This window comes from Chitinophaga ginsengisoli (assembly GCF_003014595.1).
Taxonomy (GTDB): Bacteria; Bacteroidota; Bacteroidia; order Chitinophagales; family Chitinophagaceae; genus Chitinophaga; species Chitinophaga ginsengisoli.
This window is the reverse complement of record NZ_PYGK01000003.1, coordinates 45,907-62,867: the sequence shown is the minus strand read 5'-3', so window position 1 is coordinate 62,867 and position 16,961 is coordinate 45,907. Positions and strand designations below refer to the sequence as shown.

General features: G+C 47.8%; 12 protein-coding genes. 4 read left to right on the top strand and 8 right to left on the bottom strand.

Annotation, left to right across the window (positions count from 1 at the left end; translation table 11 throughout):
- The first annotated feature begins 18 nt into the window (after positions 1 to 18).
- Positions 19 to 555: a hypoxanthine phosphoribosyltransferase gene (hpt, locus tag CLV42_RS08110; protein ID WP_106601414.1), complete on the top strand. Its 537-nt coding sequence runs from the start codon at positions 19 to 21 to the stop codon at positions 553 to 555.
- A 303-nt stretch (positions 556 to 858) separates the two neighbouring features.
- On the top strand, positions 859 to 2,628 hold the full coding sequence (locus CLV42_RS08105) for a vWA domain-containing protein (RefSeq protein WP_170117436.1): 1,770 nt from the start codon (positions 859 to 861) through the stop codon (positions 2,626 to 2,628).
- Between the two features lie 5 nt (positions 2,629 to 2,633).
- On the opposite strand, the gene CLV42_RS08100 is transcribed toward CLV42_RS08105, so the two are convergent.
- From CLV42_RS08100 to CLV42_RS08090, 3 genes are all read right to left on the bottom strand, one after another.
- A complete protein-coding gene (locus CLV42_RS08100; protein WP_106601412.1) occupies positions 2,634 to 3,581 on the bottom strand; it encodes a class I SAM-dependent methyltransferase in 948 nt (315 codons plus the stop codon).
- 391 nt (positions 3,582 to 3,972) lie between these two features.
- Positions 3,973 to 5,133, bottom strand: coding sequence for a molecular chaperone DnaJ (gene dnaJ / locus CLV42_RS08095; RefSeq protein WP_106601411.1), 1,161 nt, complete (start codon positions 5,131 to 5,133; stop codon positions 3,973 to 3,975).
- Positions 5,134 to 5,197: 64 nt separating this feature from the next.
- Complete coding sequence (locus CLV42_RS08090) at positions 5,198 to 5,755, bottom strand: nucleotide exchange factor GrpE (protein WP_089828215.1); 558 nt, start codon at positions 5,753 to 5,755, stop codon at positions 5,198 to 5,200.
- Between the two features lie 362 nt (positions 5,756 to 6,117).
- Here CLV42_RS08090 and CLV42_RS08085 point away from each other — a divergent pair, with 362 nt between their 5' ends.
- On the top strand, positions 6,118 to 7,290 hold the full coding sequence (locus CLV42_RS08085) for a class I SAM-dependent rRNA methyltransferase (protein WP_106601410.1): 1,173 nt from the start codon (positions 6,118 to 6,120) through the stop codon (positions 7,288 to 7,290).
- 286 nt (positions 7,291 to 7,576) lie between these two features.
- Here the strand turns inward: CLV42_RS08085 and CLV42_RS08080 are convergent, their stop codons facing one another.
- The 4 genes from CLV42_RS08080 to CLV42_RS08065 form a co-directional block, all read right to left on the bottom strand.
- Positions 7,577 to 7,927 carry a T9SS type A sorting domain-containing protein gene (locus tag CLV42_RS08080; RefSeq protein ID WP_089828213.1) on the bottom strand — a complete coding sequence of 117 codons (351 nt, stop codon included), beginning with the start codon at positions 7,925 to 7,927 and terminating at the stop codon, positions 7,577 to 7,579.
- A gap of 137 nt (positions 7,928 to 8,064) precedes the next feature.
- A complete protein-coding gene (locus CLV42_RS08075; RefSeq protein ID WP_106601409.1) occupies positions 8,065 to 8,535 on the bottom strand; it encodes a redoxin domain-containing protein in 471 nt (156 codons plus the stop codon).
- Positions 8,536 to 8,592: 57 nt separating this feature from the next.
- Positions 8,593 to 9,627: a PorP/SprF family type IX secretion system membrane protein gene (locus CLV42_RS08070; RefSeq protein WP_106601408.1), complete on the bottom strand. Its 1,035-nt coding sequence runs from the start codon at positions 9,625 to 9,627 to the stop codon at positions 8,593 to 8,595.
- Between the two features lie 54 nt (positions 9,628 to 9,681).
- The gene (locus CLV42_RS08065; protein ID WP_146154338.1) at positions 9,682 to 14,553 is read right to left on the bottom strand and encodes a PKD domain-containing protein; all 4,872 of its coding nucleotides are present in this window, start codon (positions 14,551 to 14,553) and stop codon (positions 9,682 to 9,684) included.
- 225 nt (positions 14,554 to 14,778) lie between these two features.
- Between CLV42_RS08065 and CLV42_RS08060 the strand changes: the two genes are divergently transcribed.
- The gene (locus tag CLV42_RS08060; protein ID WP_106601406.1) at positions 14,779 to 15,447 is read left to right on the top strand and encodes a rhodanese-like domain-containing protein; all 669 of its coding nucleotides are present in this window, start codon (positions 14,779 to 14,781) and stop codon (positions 15,445 to 15,447) included.
- On the opposite strand, the gene CLV42_RS08055 is transcribed toward CLV42_RS08060, so the two are convergent.
- Positions 15,442 to 16,956, bottom strand: a complete 1,515-nt coding sequence (locus CLV42_RS08055; RefSeq protein ID WP_106601405.1) for a carboxypeptidase M32 — start codon at positions 16,954 to 16,956, stop codon at positions 15,442 to 15,444. The genes CLV42_RS08060 and CLV42_RS08055 overlap by 6 nt on opposite strands.
- Positions 16,957 to 16,961 lie beyond the last annotated feature (5 nt).

The window sequence follows — 16,961 nt, the reverse complement described above, 5'->3', positions numbered from 1 at the left end:
CACATAAATCGGAATCACATGTCTGTCATACAGGTACATGATAAAAAGTTTGAGCCATACATTACTGCTGAAAAATTACAGGCGCGCATAAAAGAACTGGCTACTGCGCTGAATAATGACCTGAAGGAAGAAAAGCCTTTGTTCATCGCCATTCTGAATGGCTCCTTTATGTTTGCCGCAGATGTTTTCAAGTATCTCACCATCGAGGCAGAAATATCTTTCATCAAACTGGCCTCTTACAAAGGAATGAAATCCACCGGTAATGTAGTGCAGGCCATTGGCCTCGACGAGGACCTGTATGGCCGTACTGTCGTTATCCTGGAAGATATCGTGGATACCGGTAAGACCCTGAGCCAGTTCCTGCCGCAACTGGAGCATCAGCAGCCTAAAAAACTGATGGTCGCTGCCCTGCTCACCAAACCGGAGGCAATGCAGTATCCCATTAAGATTGATTACCTGGGCTTTTCCGTGCCTAATAAATTCCTGCTGGGATATGGATTGGATTATGATGGCTTGGGACGGAACCTACCGGAGATTTATAAACTGTTAGAATAGTTAAACGCAATTATATGACCCGGGGTTAATGCAATCCGCATGGCCCAGGATGATCAACCCGCGCCACAAACACGCCGCTCCTGAACGAGCAGATTCCCCAGGTATCAAACAATTTTTGTTTGCAACAAAACATCAATAGGCTCCAGAGGAGCCGCGTTGTTTGTAGCGCAGGGTGATAACCCCGGGTAATGGTGATACCCCCGGGTAATGGATGATCCCCGTCCCCATTCCCCAATCAAATCCACAATTCCTACCTACCTTTTTCCGTTTTTATTATATTTATGTATAACTGATGCAAAACTGATGCAAAGGCTCCTTATGCTGCTTGCCAGCTTAATTATCCTTGTACCTGGGAGAGCTCAGAAGATATGGATTTCAGGGGCAGTAGAAGACAGCATCTCTCACAGTCCGCTGCAGGGAGTGATCGTCACAGTAAACAATGACACCGCCAGGGTTATTACGAACCAGTATGGACTTTTTCGCATTGCGGTGCCCTCTCAGGACGCGATACTTTTATTCGAACACCACAAATACTTCCCAAAACGTTTGTCTGCGGGAGCATATAGCCGCATGCTCGTTCAGCTGAGTAGCAGGGAAGAGATCCAGGATGATGTGGCAAAAAAGGCCAAAGCCATCGCCCGGGAACGCTCTTCCAATGGCTCCAATCCTAATTATGGCAATTCCGCCATGGGTACCCGTGCTTTCTTTGATGAAACCTATGGGACGCTGTACGAGAATAAGTTCGTCGAAACAGATATAAAGACCGCTTCTATGTTCGCCGTAGACGTGGACAGGGCGGCCTATAGCAACATCCGGCGTTTCGTAAAGCTAAAAGAAAAGATCCCCGTCAATGCAGTACGCATTGAGGAGATGATGAACTACTTCCATTACCATTACCCCTTACCAGCCCCTGGTCAGACATTGGCGATTTACAGCAGTTATGCTACCTGTCCCTGGGCGCCAGACCACCGCTTATTACAGATAGCTGTCCGTGGCAAAGCGGTCAACCTGGATAGCCTGCCTCCCAGTAATCTCGTTTTCCTGATAGATGTATCGGGGTCGATGTCCCTGCCCAATAAGCTACCGCTGTTACAGGCGGCTTTTCGCATCCTGGTCAATAACCTGCGTAGCAATGACCATGTGGCGATCGTTGCCTATGCCGGCACACCGGGTATCATCCTGCCCAGTACTCCCGGCGATCAGAAAGCGAAGATCCTGAACGCGATAGACAATCTCAGCGCCGGTGGGGCAACAGCGGGGGAGGCGGCCATTAAGCTGGCTTATAAGATAGCGGAAGAGAATTTCATTAAAGACGGGAACAACCGTGTCATCATGGCCACCGACGGTGACTTTAATGTCGGCCAGACCAGTGATTACGATATGGAGCAGCTGATATTGGGCAAAAAGGAGACGGGCGTGCTGCTGACCTGCCTGGGTTTTGGCATGAAAAACTATAAGGATTCCAAATTAGAGACGCTGTCCAGTAAAGGGAACGGCAATTTCGCCTATATCGACAACCTGGAAGAAGCCAATAAGATCTTCGCCAAAGAGTTTGGCAGCACCCTGTTCACGGTGGCAAAAGACGTGCAGGCCGATGTACTTTTTAACCCGCATACTGTGAAATCTTACCGGTTGATAGGCTATGAAAACAAAGTCATAAACGATGAGGATTCAGCTACCGATAAGATCTCCGGTGGGATCATCGGATCGGGACATTGTGCGGTAGCCATGTATGAGATCGTTCCGCAACAGGGAAAAATGGAAGCCGACAGTTCCCTGGCCACCATTCAGTTAGGATACCGGGAGGCGATTGATACCACCATGAGATATGTGTATTATAAGGCGCCCGGAGAACTGACTGAGTTCAGGGAGGCCTCCAGTGATTTCAGGTTCGCCAGTGCGGTGGCACTGATGGGTATGTTGCTTAGAAAATCTGCCTACAAAGGCAATGGCTCCTGCAATATGGTGCAGGATATCGCAAGACGGTCGCTGGACGATGATCCTGGCGGCTATCGCAGGGAATTCCTGGCCTTGTTAAGAGAACTAAGGAAATCGAAGAAAATAGAAGATTAACCTCCTTATCGCGTGATTTTATAGCACTTCCTGATCAACTTCTGCTGAAAGTCAAACGGCATGGTCTGGGCCGTAATATCCTTTATTTCGGACGCCAGTATACGGTCGCTCTCCAGTACAAAACGGCGGTAGTTATTACTGAAGTAGATCACGCCACCCGGTTTGGTCGCCCTTAATACTTTGTTCAGGATGGATACATGGTCCCGCTGAATGTCCAGGAAATCCTTCATACGTTTACTGTTGGAGAAGGTGGGAGGGTCTAGCACCACCAGGTCAAACTCGTCGTCAGGAAGGGTATCGAGGTATTGGAGCACGTCGGCATGTACAAAACGGTGTTTGGTCAGGTCAAAGCCGTTCAGCCGCATATTGTCTTCTGCCCATGCCAGATAGGTTTTGGAGAGGTCCACAGAGGTCACCTGGGTAGCGCCGCCTGCGGCCGCATATACCGAGAAGGAGCCGGTATAGCAGAAAAGGTTCAGTACTTTTTTGCCGGCGGCAAGCTCTCTCACCATGCCCCGGGTAATACGGTGATCGAGGAAAAGACCGGTGTCCAGGTAGTCAGACAGGTTCACCTTGAAGGAAAGGCCGGCTTCCTTTACGGTCATTTCATGGCTTTCAAACGATAGTTTTTCATACTGATCCTGCCTGCTGGCCTTACGCTGGCGTTGTTTTACGAAGACCTTCTCCAGGGGTACTTCCAGTACTTTGGAGATCACTTCCAGGCAGAGGTCCAGCCAGTTTTCATGTGCTTCCTCCTCCATGCCATGCTGGCGCTGGTATTCCGCCACATAAACGTGGTCTTCATACAATTCTATGCTGAAGGGAAATTCAGGAATATCATCGTCATAGACCCTGTAGCAGGTAATCTCTTGCCGGCGCGCGGTTTTGCGCAGGTGTTTGAACACCTTTAGCAGGCGGTTTTCCAGCATCTGAAGTTTGGATGGATCGAACATTAACCTGTAAAAATAGAGAATATAAAAGTAAGAAAGACATACAACCTCCTTTCAGTCTCTTTTCAGTCTCCTTTCACTCTGATAAACCAGCCGCCTAAACAGTAGCAGCGACAGCGTTAGTAGCACCCGGTTTCAGATGGGAATGGCGGGCCTTCGGCTCTCCGGTGACACGACCGGTGCTTCCCAATAGATATCCAATGTCCTATTCGCTTGACAACGCCCAATAGTATTCCGGAGAGGCGCCGACCGCCATCCCATACTGAAACCGGCGCTACTTAGCGTTAAAAACTAATAGCATTCCAGAGAGCCGGCGCTACTAAGCGTAACTAAAAAGAGGCTATATCAAAACACTTTTGATATAACCTCTTCTGATTATGTGCTGTATTAATACTTAGCTAAAGATATCCCTCACCTTTTCGAAGAAGCCTTTTTCAGACTTTTCCGGGTTGGGCTTAAAGTTCTCGGAAGACTGGATCTTCTCGAGGAAGGCCTTTTCCTCACTGCTTACCTGCTGAGGTGTCCATACATTGACATGTATCAGCTGATCGCCTTTCTCGTAAGAGTTTACGGAAGGAAATCCTTTGCCTTTCAGGCGGAAGATCTTTCCACTCTGGGTACCGGCTGGTATTTTGATCTTCGCTTTACCGTCGATGGTCGGTACTTCCACGGAGGTACCGAATACCGCATCAGGGAAGGAGATGTAAAGGTCGTACGCTACATTCAGACCATCGCGTTGCAGTTCCGGATGTGGTTCTTCTTCAATAAGTATGAGCAGGTCACCGGGAGCGCCGCCTCTTTCGCCGGCATTACCTTTTCCGCTCATGCTCAGTTGCATACCTTCCTGTACACCTGCAGGGATGTCGATGCTTACCATTTCTTCCCCATAAACGCGTCCTTCACCTTTACAGTGGCCGCATTTGCTGGTAATGGTCTGTCCTTCACCATGACAGGTAGGACAGGTAGTTACTGTCTGCATCTGGCCCAGGAAGGTCTGGGTCACTTTCCTTACCTGACCGGAACCACCACAGGTACCGCAGGTCTGGAACGCATTTTTATCTTTGGCTCCCAAACCACTACAGTGGTGGCAGGGAACATATTTTTTAACCTTGATCTTTTTATTGGCGCCTTTCGCGATCTCTTCATAGGTCAGACGGATCTTGATACGCAGGTTAGAACCACGGGTTCCTCTGCCGCGTCTTCCACCACCGCCGCCGCCACGGTTGCCACCAAAGAAGCTACCGAAGATATCATCTCCGAAGATGTCCCCGAAGTTGGAGAAGATATCATCCATATTCATGTTGCCTCCGTTGAAGCCACCACGGCCTCCCGCGCCAGCATGCCCGAAACGGTCATATTGGGCCCGTTTGTCAGTATCGCTCAGCACTTCATAGGCTTCTGCCGCTTCCTTGAATTTCTCCTCTGCTTCTTTATTGTCGGGGTTTCTGTCAGGATGGTGTTGCATAGCCACCTTACGGTAAGCTTTTTTTATTTCATCCTGGGAGGCGGACTTGGCAATACCCAGTATTTCGTAGTAATCTCTTTTGGTAGACATATATCACACTAAGGCCGGCAATTTGCCGGCATGGTTAATGAAAGCATTTCTGTCAGAACGTCACTTATTTCCCTACTATTACCTTGGCATGACGTATCAATTTGTCATTCAGGTAGTACCCTTTCTGCATATCGTCAATTACCTTTCCTTTCAGCTCTTCTGAGGGCGCGGGAATCTCAGTGATGGCATCGTGTAGATCAGGATTAAATTCGGTGTGCAAACTCTCCATAGGTTTAAGGCCCTTGGCTTGCAGGGTCGATTTTAATTTATTGAAAACCAGCGCAACACCATCTTTTACGGCATTGATATCGGTCGCATTTTCTATCTGCTTAGATGCACGTTCGCTATCATCCAGTACATCCAGCAAGGAAATGATCACTTCCTTGTTGGCGGTCTGCATCAGTTCGATCCTCTCTTTAGCGGTGCGTTTCTTGAAGTTATCAAATTCCGCAACCAGGCGAAGGTATTTATCCCTTATTTCGTTGAGCTCCTGTTGTTTCTTATCCAGTTCGCTTTCATCCGCCAAGGCATCGTTGAGGTGTGTGGTGCCGCTCATGTTCTCATCAGCATTAATATCCGGCATGCCTTTACCATTTTCGGTGTCCTGTCCGTTTGTCTGCATATCTATTGTATTTTCTTTTATGAAGTAATATTGTCTGCAAAGTTACGTCAGACAATTAACTTGCCAAGATAGAAAGAGGAGACAAATTGACACAAGCCGGAAGAATAGCGGCTGATATCGGTAGCGATAGTATACAGATAGTATACACCTTCCTACCTATAGGCGCTGTAGTCCTACATTACAGGCACTATTCTATAGCGATCGCTATAGGAAGTGCCTATAATGCTATAGTAGAGAGCCTATAGGATATAGCCTCTACCGAACCTCTATACTATCTATACGCTATCTGAAGGCCGTCCAGACCCTAAATTCCCCTTCTTAATCTCTAATTGCCTTACCTTTGCAGCCTGGAAAAAATTGCAATGACCAAAGTTTTTTTAAAGAAAAAGATACAAAACCGTGTGCTGCAGGGCCATCCATGGGTATTTGGGAACGAAGTGGGGACCATTGAGGGACCGGTGACCGCGGGCGATACGGTGGAAGTATTTACACATCAGGGCTTTTTCATCGGCAGGGGATATATCAATCCCCAATCCCAGATCCTGGTGCGTTTGCTTACGCGAGATAAGGATGAACAGATCGATGCTGAATTTTTTTACCGCCGCTTGCTGAAAGCGTGGAAATATCGCCAGCAGCTGGGATATGTGGAAAACTGCCGCCTCGTATTCGGAGAGGCAGACGAGATGCCTGCCCTGGTGATCGACAAGTTCAACGACCATTTTGTACTGCAGACACTGGCATTAGGAATGGACCGCTGGAAAGGCGCCATCGTGGACGCCCTGAACAGGATCTTCTCACCTAAAGGGATCTATGAGCGGAACGATGTACCGGTGCGTGAGCTGGAAGGCCTGGCCCAACAAAAGGGCTTTTTAAGCGCTCCTTTCGACACGAATGTAATTATCAATGAAAATGGCCTGAAGTTCCATGTAGATATCGAAAATGGCCAGAAAACAGGCTATTTCCTCGATCAGCAGGATAACCGCCGTGCCATCCAGCATATTGTGAAAGGGGCCGATGTACTGGAAGCATTCTGCTATACCGGTACCTTCTCCTGCCACGCTGGCCACTATGGGGCTAAAAGTGTATTAGGACTGGATATTTCCGAACATGCGGTAAATACTGCCCGCCGGAACGCTACCCTGAACAACCTGGAAGACGTATGTAAGTTCCAGGCAGTCAACGCATTCGACGTATTGAAACAATGGACCCGGGAAGAGAAGAAATTCGATGTGGTGATCCTGGACCCGCCTGCCTTTACCAAAAGCCGTGAGAACATTCAGAAGGCTATTACAGGATATAAGGAGATCAACCTGCGTGGTATGAAGCTGCTGAAGCCGGGAGGTTTCCTGGTAACAGCTTCCTGTACCAACCTGGTGCCGCCGTCCCTCTTCCTGGAGATCATCGATATGGCCGCAAAAGACGCCAAAAAGAAATTGCGTCAGGTAACCTTCCAGACCCAGGCGCAGGACCATCCGATCCTGTGGAATATTGAGAACACGACCTACCTGAAGTTCCTTATTGTAGAGGTGCAATAAGGGATCAGGTCAACAAATTAAGAAGGGCCGCATAGATCAGTTCCGTGTAAGGACGTTCGTGCGACTCTCACGACCACATTCTGTTTGGGCTGTATACCAGAATAGATATATCCAATTTCAGTCCCGGGATGCGTCGTGTATACGCCGTGTATACGTCGTGTATACGTCGTGTATGAAAGGCGTAGATATTGTGCCCCTCGGTGATAACCGGGAGATATAAAAAAGGGGCCCGTGTAACACGGACCCCTTTTTATTTATAAATAGTTAAAAGGAAATAGCTGATGAATTATTTGACTACGTTGAATTTACCCGACTCTACCAGGTTACCCTGACGATCTCTCAGCTGGAATATATATACCCCGCTATAATATTTATCCAATTCAACAGTAGTACGTGTATTCAGATTTTTGAACTGATCTATTCTCTTTCCCAGGAAGTTAAAGACAATAAGATCATAACCTTGGTCGTTATTGTTCTGTAATTCGAAATTAATCCTGCTGGTGGCCGGGTTGGGATATAGCTTCACGATCTTACTACCCCCATCAGAAAATGGAGAAGTTTTGGCGCTTTGTGCCCATCCCGTCAGGGATGCAAGGCATAGGAAGCAAGTAAGTAATAGTGTAGAGGTTTTCCACATACCCGTAAAGATAAAGATTTTTTCAAATATCACTCTATTTATTTCGCAATATCACCTACGTAAAATTAACAAATGGCGAGCCAAAAAGAAAGGCCCGCCATCACTTTTTTAAAAAATTTAACGCTTTTTGATAACTTTTATTGCAGATTGCTGAGCGCACTCTTAACTGCTTCAAAATCAGGTTGTTCACTGGCGTTTTCTAACACCTCCGCATATCTGATTATCCCTTCTTTATCCACTACAAAGGCTGCTCTTTTGGAAACACCTTTCAGACCCAGGGCAAAAGTCTCATAAAAAGCACCATAAGCTTGTGAAGCTTCCTTATTAAAGTCTGACAACAGCGGGAAATTCAGTTGCTGGTCCGCCTTGAACTTGTTCAGTGTGAAAGGCGAGTCAACAGATATTCCTACTATTGCTGCATTCAATCCATTATAGGTTGCTATATTATCTCTCATACTGCAAAGTTCTGCTGTACAGACACTGGTAAAGGCCATCGGAAAGAATAGAATGACCAGGTTCTGTCCCTTAAAATCCTCCAGGGAAACCGTCTGCTTGTCTGTGCTGACAAGTGAAAAGGCAGGGGCCTTGGCACCAACTGTTATGCTCATCTGTTTATCTGTTTACGTGATTAAAGTCAGATGTAAAGATAACAATTGGTGCTATAATCAGAAGTTGGGACAGCGGATACTTTCCAGCGTACTGTTTCTGCTGCGGAACCCTTTGAATACCAGCGATATTTCAAAACCGCCCATGCTGTGACTCGCGGTCTTCAGCTTTGAAATGTTCGCATCATAGGTCACGCCCACCTCGTACTTATCCATATCAAGACGGAAAGAGGGGATGATCGCATCCTTATAACGCATATAGGCGCCGAAATAAAAGGCTCTTGTACTTTCCAGTCCGTCGTCATACAGGCTGTAACCCAGTAATGCACCCCCCAAATATTCTGAGTAGGCGCCCATATGGATCTCATTGTATTGGGCAATGAATTTCAGCCTTTCCTGCAGCGGGAAGGTGATCCCCGCGTTAAAGGTGAACTTGGGGTCCAGCGCGATGGTCGCGTCCTTGTAGAAGGAGAGCTTTGGACGGTTAAAATGGAACAGGGCTGCACCGATATAATAGGTCACCTGCTCGTCTACTCCCAGGGTGCTGTTAAAGCTGAGACCCGCACCTGCATCCAGGTAAGAGTATCCGCGCAGCGCTATCCTGCCTTCTTCACCTGTAGATGCCGTCGGGTCGAACTGACCGCCGGTATACTGGTTGTTGAAGGTCAGCTTGGTAGCGTCGAACTGTCGCTGCACCATACCTCCGGTAAAACCTACCGACAGGAACATGCTTTTGTCCTGGCTCAGGGATTTGTGATAGTTGACTGCCGGTAACGCCTGTACCGATTGTAGACGGGCTGTACCCGCCCTGTCGTAGGTGAACTGTATACCCGCAGTCACAAAATCCTCACTGTTCCCAACGGGGAACTTCATTTCAGCGCTTAATGCGCCCGTCTGGTATGGTATAGTAACGCTGTTCCATTGGTTCCTGTATACAGCCTGTACACGGTAATCACCATTAAACAGGCCTATCAGTGCAGGATTACGTAATATCGGTGTCTCGTAAAACTGGGACAGGTGAATGTCCTGTGCTACCAGTGATTGTGTGCCACAAACGCACAATGCCACTAACAGGGTTCTACATTTCATTCTCATGCTGGCAAGTTTTTAATATTCATATGGTATTGATGGGATGCTGGCAGGTAAAACTTACCTTACCAGCATTACGTTTCCTTTAAGGGTGAAAGTTTCGTTTGAGTCGCAAACCAGTTCTGCTACGTAAATAAACACGTCCGGATCAACTGGCTGGCCATTCACACGACCATCCCATCCATATACCGGATCCTCCACATTAAAGTTGGTCCTTTCAAATACCTGCTGTCCCCAACGGTTATATATCCTGAAAGATTTGGCTGCTTTTACCCCCTTACCCCTGATGTAAAAGATGTCGTTCGCGCCGTCGCCATTCGGTGAGAAGGTGTTTGGCAGGAAGATAGCACCTGATGAACATACCAGCGTGATGGTAACATCATCAATAGTGGTACAACCATACGCGTTGGTCACTTTTACATGGTAGGTGGTATTTTCTCTTGGTGTCGCTACTGGTGCGAGGCAATCCACACAACTCAGCGAGGCGGCTGGCGACCATTCTATCTGTGTAATATCGCTGCTGCCTGTTACTGGTAACTGTACTACCGTACCTGTCGCAACCTCCATATCCGCGCCTGCATCTACAACAGGAGCCGGATGTACGGTAACGGTAGACGATAGGGTATCAGTAAAGCAATTGTCGTTACCAAATCCTATTACCTGATAAACAGTAGTCGAATCTGGCGTAGCTAATGGATTGGCAATATTCGGATTATTGAGGCCTGTTGCCGGGGTCCATTTATAGGTAACTGCGCCCTGGGCCTGTAACTGTACGGCTCCTCCGGGACAGATATCACCACTATTTACCTGTATCGCAAATGGCTGTGATACAGTAACCTTAACATCTCCCTGCGCGCTACAACCGGTAGCGTTGGTAACTACAACGTGATAAGTAGTATCCATATCAGGTGTAACAACAGGAGAGGCACTTTTAACGTCAGAAATGTTATAGTCTGTCCAGGTAATATCCACACCAGCCTGTGTATTTGTCTGCAGTGTAACAGACTGGCCGCGGCAGATGCTGGCTGCAATTGGTGTTGGCGACAAGGTAGGATAAGCATCTACCTGTACATTCTCAACAGCGGTATCCTTACAGAGACCACTGGCGGAGGTGATGATCAGTTGCGTAGGATAAATACCTGCCTGTGGATAAGTGATAGCCGGAAGTGTCTGTACATTATACTGTTGATTGTTGGTAGTCCAGTTCCAGGTCGTACCCGGCAGGCTCCTGGTGTCTGTTCCTACCAGTTGTACCGGCGTCCCGACACAGACTGAAGTAACAGGTGTTATCTGTGCTACAGGTTTCGCTTCTATTTCTATCTGCATAGTGGTATCCTTTACACAGCCATAATAGCTGGTAGCGGTCATTGTTACTGTGTAAGTACCAGGAGCATCATAGATGAAAGTAGGATTAGGACCGGTCGCTACGTCATCTGTACGACCGCTTACACCAAAGTCCCATACATAAGTAGCTGCCATGCCATCTGTAATAGAAACGCCTTTGGTAGAATCGGTGAATACCACTGTTCCGCCGTCACAAGCCTGGGTCACATCAGCTCCGAAAGCGGGAATGATCCTGTCTACTGTTATTTTCGGACTACCTGCTGCAGGTACGGTACATCCACGGGCATCTTCCAGCAATACTACCGGGTAGTATACCCCTTCTTTCTGATAAGTATAAGATGGAGAAGCAGGAGTGGTAGTACGTACGGAATAACCGTCTCCAAAGTCCCAGATGAATCGCTGTGCAGTTGCCGATACAGCTGTCATAGATGCTGTCAGCGGCCAGCAGCCTGATTCGGGGGTTACAGAGAAGCTACCGTCAGGACCTGCGATTGTGATGTCTTTCGGTCCCGCAACAGGGCTTGCACAACCACCTTCTGAATAAACGGTTAATGTAACCGGGAAGGTGCCAGGCTTGATATAGTTATGTAAAGGATTGTCTTCGTCTGATGCACCGCCGTCTCCGAAATCCCAGGAAGTCTTCACATAATCGGAAGAGTTGTTGGTGAACTGTACTTTCACCGGAGGACAGATATCTCCCGCTACATTCGGGAAGGTAAAGTCTGCGATCGGATTAGGTACTTTCAGGAAGTCTGTGGTAGATGTCTGAGCGGTACAACCGGTAGCGCTGGTCACTACCAGGCCTACCGTATAAGTGCCGGCCGCTGTATAGATGTGCGCCGGATCTTTATCTGTGCTGGTACCACCATCTCCGAATGTCCATGCGTAAGTCAGTGGTTCAGTTACAGAAGCGTTGTCAAACTGGAACGGTATATTCAGACAGGCAATATTGCTTTTTGCACTAAAGCTGGCGGTAATTTCGGGGATTGTCACAGGCTGCGTAGAAGTGTTTGAACAACCTGTGTTATCCGTTACTGTCAGCGTTACGGTATAATCCTGGGCCACGCTGTAAGTATGCGTGATGTTTATTGGCTGAGTGTTATAAACTACCGGAGCGCTACCATCACCAAAATCGAATGTCCAGGTAGCAATGGTGTTGCCGGCGCGCGTAGTAGACTGGTCTGTGAAACTAACTGGCTGGTCTTTACACTGGCGTGGATCTACAACGAATTTTGATACAGAGCCATTTACATCTACTCTCAGCGGATCAGATGCGTGCGGACAACCATTTACGTCCATAGCGGTATAAACAACATTATAAGTGCCTGCGTTTCTGTAAGTAACTACTGGCTTGCTGGTACCACCACCGGTTCTTCCGTCGCCGAAATCCCATCTGAAGGAAGAAATAGTACCGGGAGGGAAAGGATCTACACTGAAGGTGGTTGAAGTACCCAGACAAACCACATTTGGCGTAGCATAGATCACCGGCTTTAAGGTGATGACCCTCACTACAGCAGAGAAAGTGGAAGTACAGGTACCGTTAGATACGCTTAGCACAACAGTATAAGTACCATCCGCAGCATAAGTATGTGTAGGAGACGGGATAGTACTGCTGGTACCATCGCCAAAGTCCCACGAATAGGTGCCTACAATACCGGTACCCCAATTGGTGTTATCTGTAAATACCCGTACGAACGGATTGGCACAATCAACAGTGCCTACAATGAAGTGGGATATAGGAGCAAACGTTTCAATATAATCAGTTTTAGTCAGGCTCTGTGAACAACCGTTGTTGATAACGGTCAGTGTTACATCATGCATGCCGATCGTATTGAAAACATAGGTCGGATTTCTTACTCCGGAGGTGCCTGGTGCACTACCGTTCTCCTCAAATGTCCACTGGTAGGTTAAACCACCAACAGCAGGGGTGGAGAGATCGGTAAATTTGAATATCGTTGGCTGACAACCGCTATTTTGATCAACACTAAAGTTAACATTGATAGGATTGCCGACTCTTACATCGTAAGTGGCTGTCTGTGTACAACCGGTACGGGTGGTAATGGTCAGGATAACGGTATACCTGCCTGAGCTGGCGTACACATGTGACGGTGTTGCTGCATTGGAAGTACTGCCATCTCCAAAATCCCAGGCATATGACACAACCGGATCAGCACTTACGATGGTGGTACCAAAAGTTGCATTTAAAGGTGCACAGCCTCTGGCGGTTCCGGTGATGGCAAGCGTTGGCTTCTGGATAGTAATAGAATTATTAGCAGAATCCTTACAACCAATAGCGCTGGTGGCTATTACTTTTACGTTATATGTGCCTTCTGCGGTAAAAGTGTGCAGCGGGTTCTGTAGCGCACTGGAAGTACCATCAGCAAAGTCCCAGGTCCAGGCAGTAGCACCGGCGCCCGCAGTGGTGAACTGCACATTTACCGGAACCAGACAGGCTGCCGGTGGCGACATGGTGAAATTGATGGTTGGGGGAGCGGAAATAGTAAAGTTCCGGGTAACGATCGCTTCACAGCCATCCGCAGAGATAGATTTCAGCGTAACGGAATAATTACCCGCAGTCGGGAAATTTTTTACCGCATTTTTTGTGGTGATGACTGTGCCGTCTGAAAATGTCCAGTCAGAAGACACAGGAGCTGGCACCGTAGTATTGGTGAAAGTCACATTGTTGCCGGCACAGGCGTCTCTCTGGATGGTAAAATCTGCTACAGCGGTATTTACCACAATATAGTTTGGAGCAGTAAAGGTCTGTGTACAGCCACTTGTAGTGGTAGCTGTCAGTTTTACTGTAAAAGTACCTGTGGTCGTATAGTCATGGCTTGGATGCTGGCTTGGACTGGTGGATCCATCTCCGAAATCCCAGAGATAGGTCATCGCAGGCGGCGCACCCACTGTATTCAGCGTAGTGGTATTGGTGAAATTGACGGTCGTTGGTGCACGGCATCCACCCTGGTTATTGCTTGTAAACGATACCTGTGGGGTAGCATTTATCTGTAGCGTTTGTGAGCCACTGCTTGTACAACCGAAGCTGTTGGTTACAATAGAGGTAGCCGTAATATTGCCCCCTTTATCATACGAATGGGAGGTGGTGGAACCGACAGCGCCGTTACCATCTCCGAAGTCCCAGTTGATGCTGGAGATGCTGCCATCCCCGGCGGTCGACTGGTCCGTGAATGAAATATTCAGCGGAGTGCAGCCTGTAAGCGTGGACGTGGAAAAGGCGACAGTTGGCTTGTTGTAAACGTTCACAACATGCTGTGCGGAGCTAACCTGCCCGTTGGGGAATGTTACCGTAAGGGTGACCGTGAAATTGCCGGGGCGGTTGAACGAACGCGTTGGATTCCATAACGAGGATGTGGCCCCTCCGTCCCCAAAGTCCCATGAGGCAGTACCTACCGGACTTGACTGATTCAAAAACTGTACGAATACTGCACCGCAACCACTCCAGTTGTCGGCGGTAAATGCTACAGTGTTCTGTGCGCGTGCCTTGGCACCAGAAAGCAGAAAAAGCACTATAAAGCATGACGTGGCATACCAGAAGTGCGTAAATTGGCGTAGGTATTGGTGTTTCATTTTCCGGATATGGCTGTTGTCTGTTGACGCCAGCTCAGGGTGAAAAATAGAATGTAAAAAATAAAAAAATAAAATAATATGATAAAAATACTGATCCGTAAAGATTAAAACGTAAACTTTGCACAAAGCGTTTAGGGGCTGTCCCAAAATCACATAAAAGTTATTACTGTGCAGCACTAACGAACAATTTACGGAAGCACAAGCTCAACAATATATTGCAAAAATATGATTTATAAATATTATACATACGTGGTGCTTTTAGGTTTACTTATTTCAGTAATGAGTAGTGCCAGCGCACAGCAGGTAGATGTGACTGTATTTCAACAAGCTATACAGAAAAAGGATGCTCAGGTTTTTGATGTACGGACGGCCGGGGAATTTAATACTGGTCATCTGCATCATGCATTACAGGCTGATTACACGAAAAAAGAGGAATTCATAGAAAGAGTACAATCCCTTGATAAAGAACAGGTCGTATACATATACTGTTTGAGCGGTGGAAGAAGCACTGCTGCCGCAAAGTGGCTGCGGGAGAACGGATTCAGGGAAGTCATTGAACTGAAAGGTGGTATCAATGCCTGGAAACAGGCCGGACTGGCTGTGGAAGGCGTTGCTGACGGACTACAGATGAGCGTAGATACTTTTCATATGGCAGTCGCATCCGGGGATGTGCTGGTAGACGTAGGCGCGGAATGGTGCCCTCCCTGCCGGAAAATGGAACCTGTTATTCAGGCATTTCTGAAAGAAAATAAAGCAGTACGCCTGTTTAAGGTGGATGGAGGGCGTGACCGTGACGTCATGCAGGCCATAAACGCCACTTCCCTGCCCACCTTTATTCTTTACAAAGATGGAAGGGAAGTGTGGCGGAAACAAGGTGTATACGATAAGTTATAAGCCGTAGATGTTGCCAAACTTTTGGGTGGCATACTCCAGGAAGTATTTGAAATCCAACGGCTGACCGGTTATTTTCTCGCACAATTCATTGGAAGTGTAGTAACGGCCATGGCGGTGTACCTGCTGACGTAACCAGCTTAGCAGCGCTTCGTATTTGCCTTCGGCGATCTGTCCGGTCAGTCCGGGAATCTGCTGCTGTGCCGCTGTAAAGAACTGGGCGGCGTAGAAACTGCCAAGGGAATAGGTGGGGAAATAACCGAAACTGCCATGCGACCAGTGGATATCCTGTAAAACACCCTGTGTATCGTTTGGTACGTCAACATGTAAAAATTCCTTATAGTAGGAATTCCATATCTCACGGAGGTCTTTTGTCTGATAGGTACCCTCCAGTAATCCTTTCTCAATTTCGTATCTCACCATCACATGAAAATGATAGGTTAGTTCATCGGCTTCCGTACGGATAAGGGATGGCTGTACCAGGTTAATAGCTTTATAGAAGTCCTGCAGGCTGACAGTGCCCAGGTTATCAGGAAATAGTTGCTGCAACTGTGGGTAATGATGCTGCCAGAATACCAGGCTTCGGCCTACATTATTTTCCCAGAGCCTGGATTGTGATTCATGGATGCCCAGGCTGGCAGCCTCGCCAGAAGGTAGTCCGTAAGCTGTTGTATCAAGTCCCTGCTCATACAGGGCATGACCGCCCTCATGAATACAGCTCCAGGTCATATTTCCGAAATCATTCTCATCGATACGGGTGGTTACCCTCACGTCCTGCGGACTGAAACTGATAGTGAACGGGTGTTCTGATACATCCTGCCTGCCGGCGGTCATATCATAGCCCATATCTTTCAGCAGCTGGATACCAAACTCCCATTGACGGTTACGGTCATAGTGCAGGTGCAGGAAATCTTTCTTCACCTGTGGACGTTGTTCAATATTGCGTAACAGGGGGGTAAGTGCCGTTTTGACATCGCTGAATATCTTGTCAAGCATGGTCGTGGTAGCGCCTTTTTCATATTCGTTCAACAGGGCATTATATGGGTGGTCCACATACCCAAGGAGGTCTGCTTCCTTTCTTTTCAGCTCTACCATTCTGTTCAGTACCGGTTGAAAAACAGCATAGTTACCTTCTTTCCGGGCATTGATCCAGGCATGATAGCATTCGTTGGTGGTCTGTGATAACTCCGCTACGAAGCTGGCCGGGTATTTCTTATTCTTCTGGTAATCTTCCAATGATAGTGTAATGTTCTTTGCAGCTACCGGTTCGAGGGTTTCTTTTTCCCTGTTGAGGGCGTCCAGTAACTCGCCCAGCTGGGGGGCGGTGAACAGTTCATGGGCAAGCGTACTGAGGGTAGTGATCTGTTGCCCGCGGAATGCCGCTCCTTTCTCCGGCAGGTAAGTCTCCTGATCCCAGCCAAGTACGGCAATTGCATGCCGGATATCAGCCACCTGCTGCATCTTTTGTTTATACGCGTCGTATCGGGTTATCGTAGATGAGGTCTGTGCCATGCTTT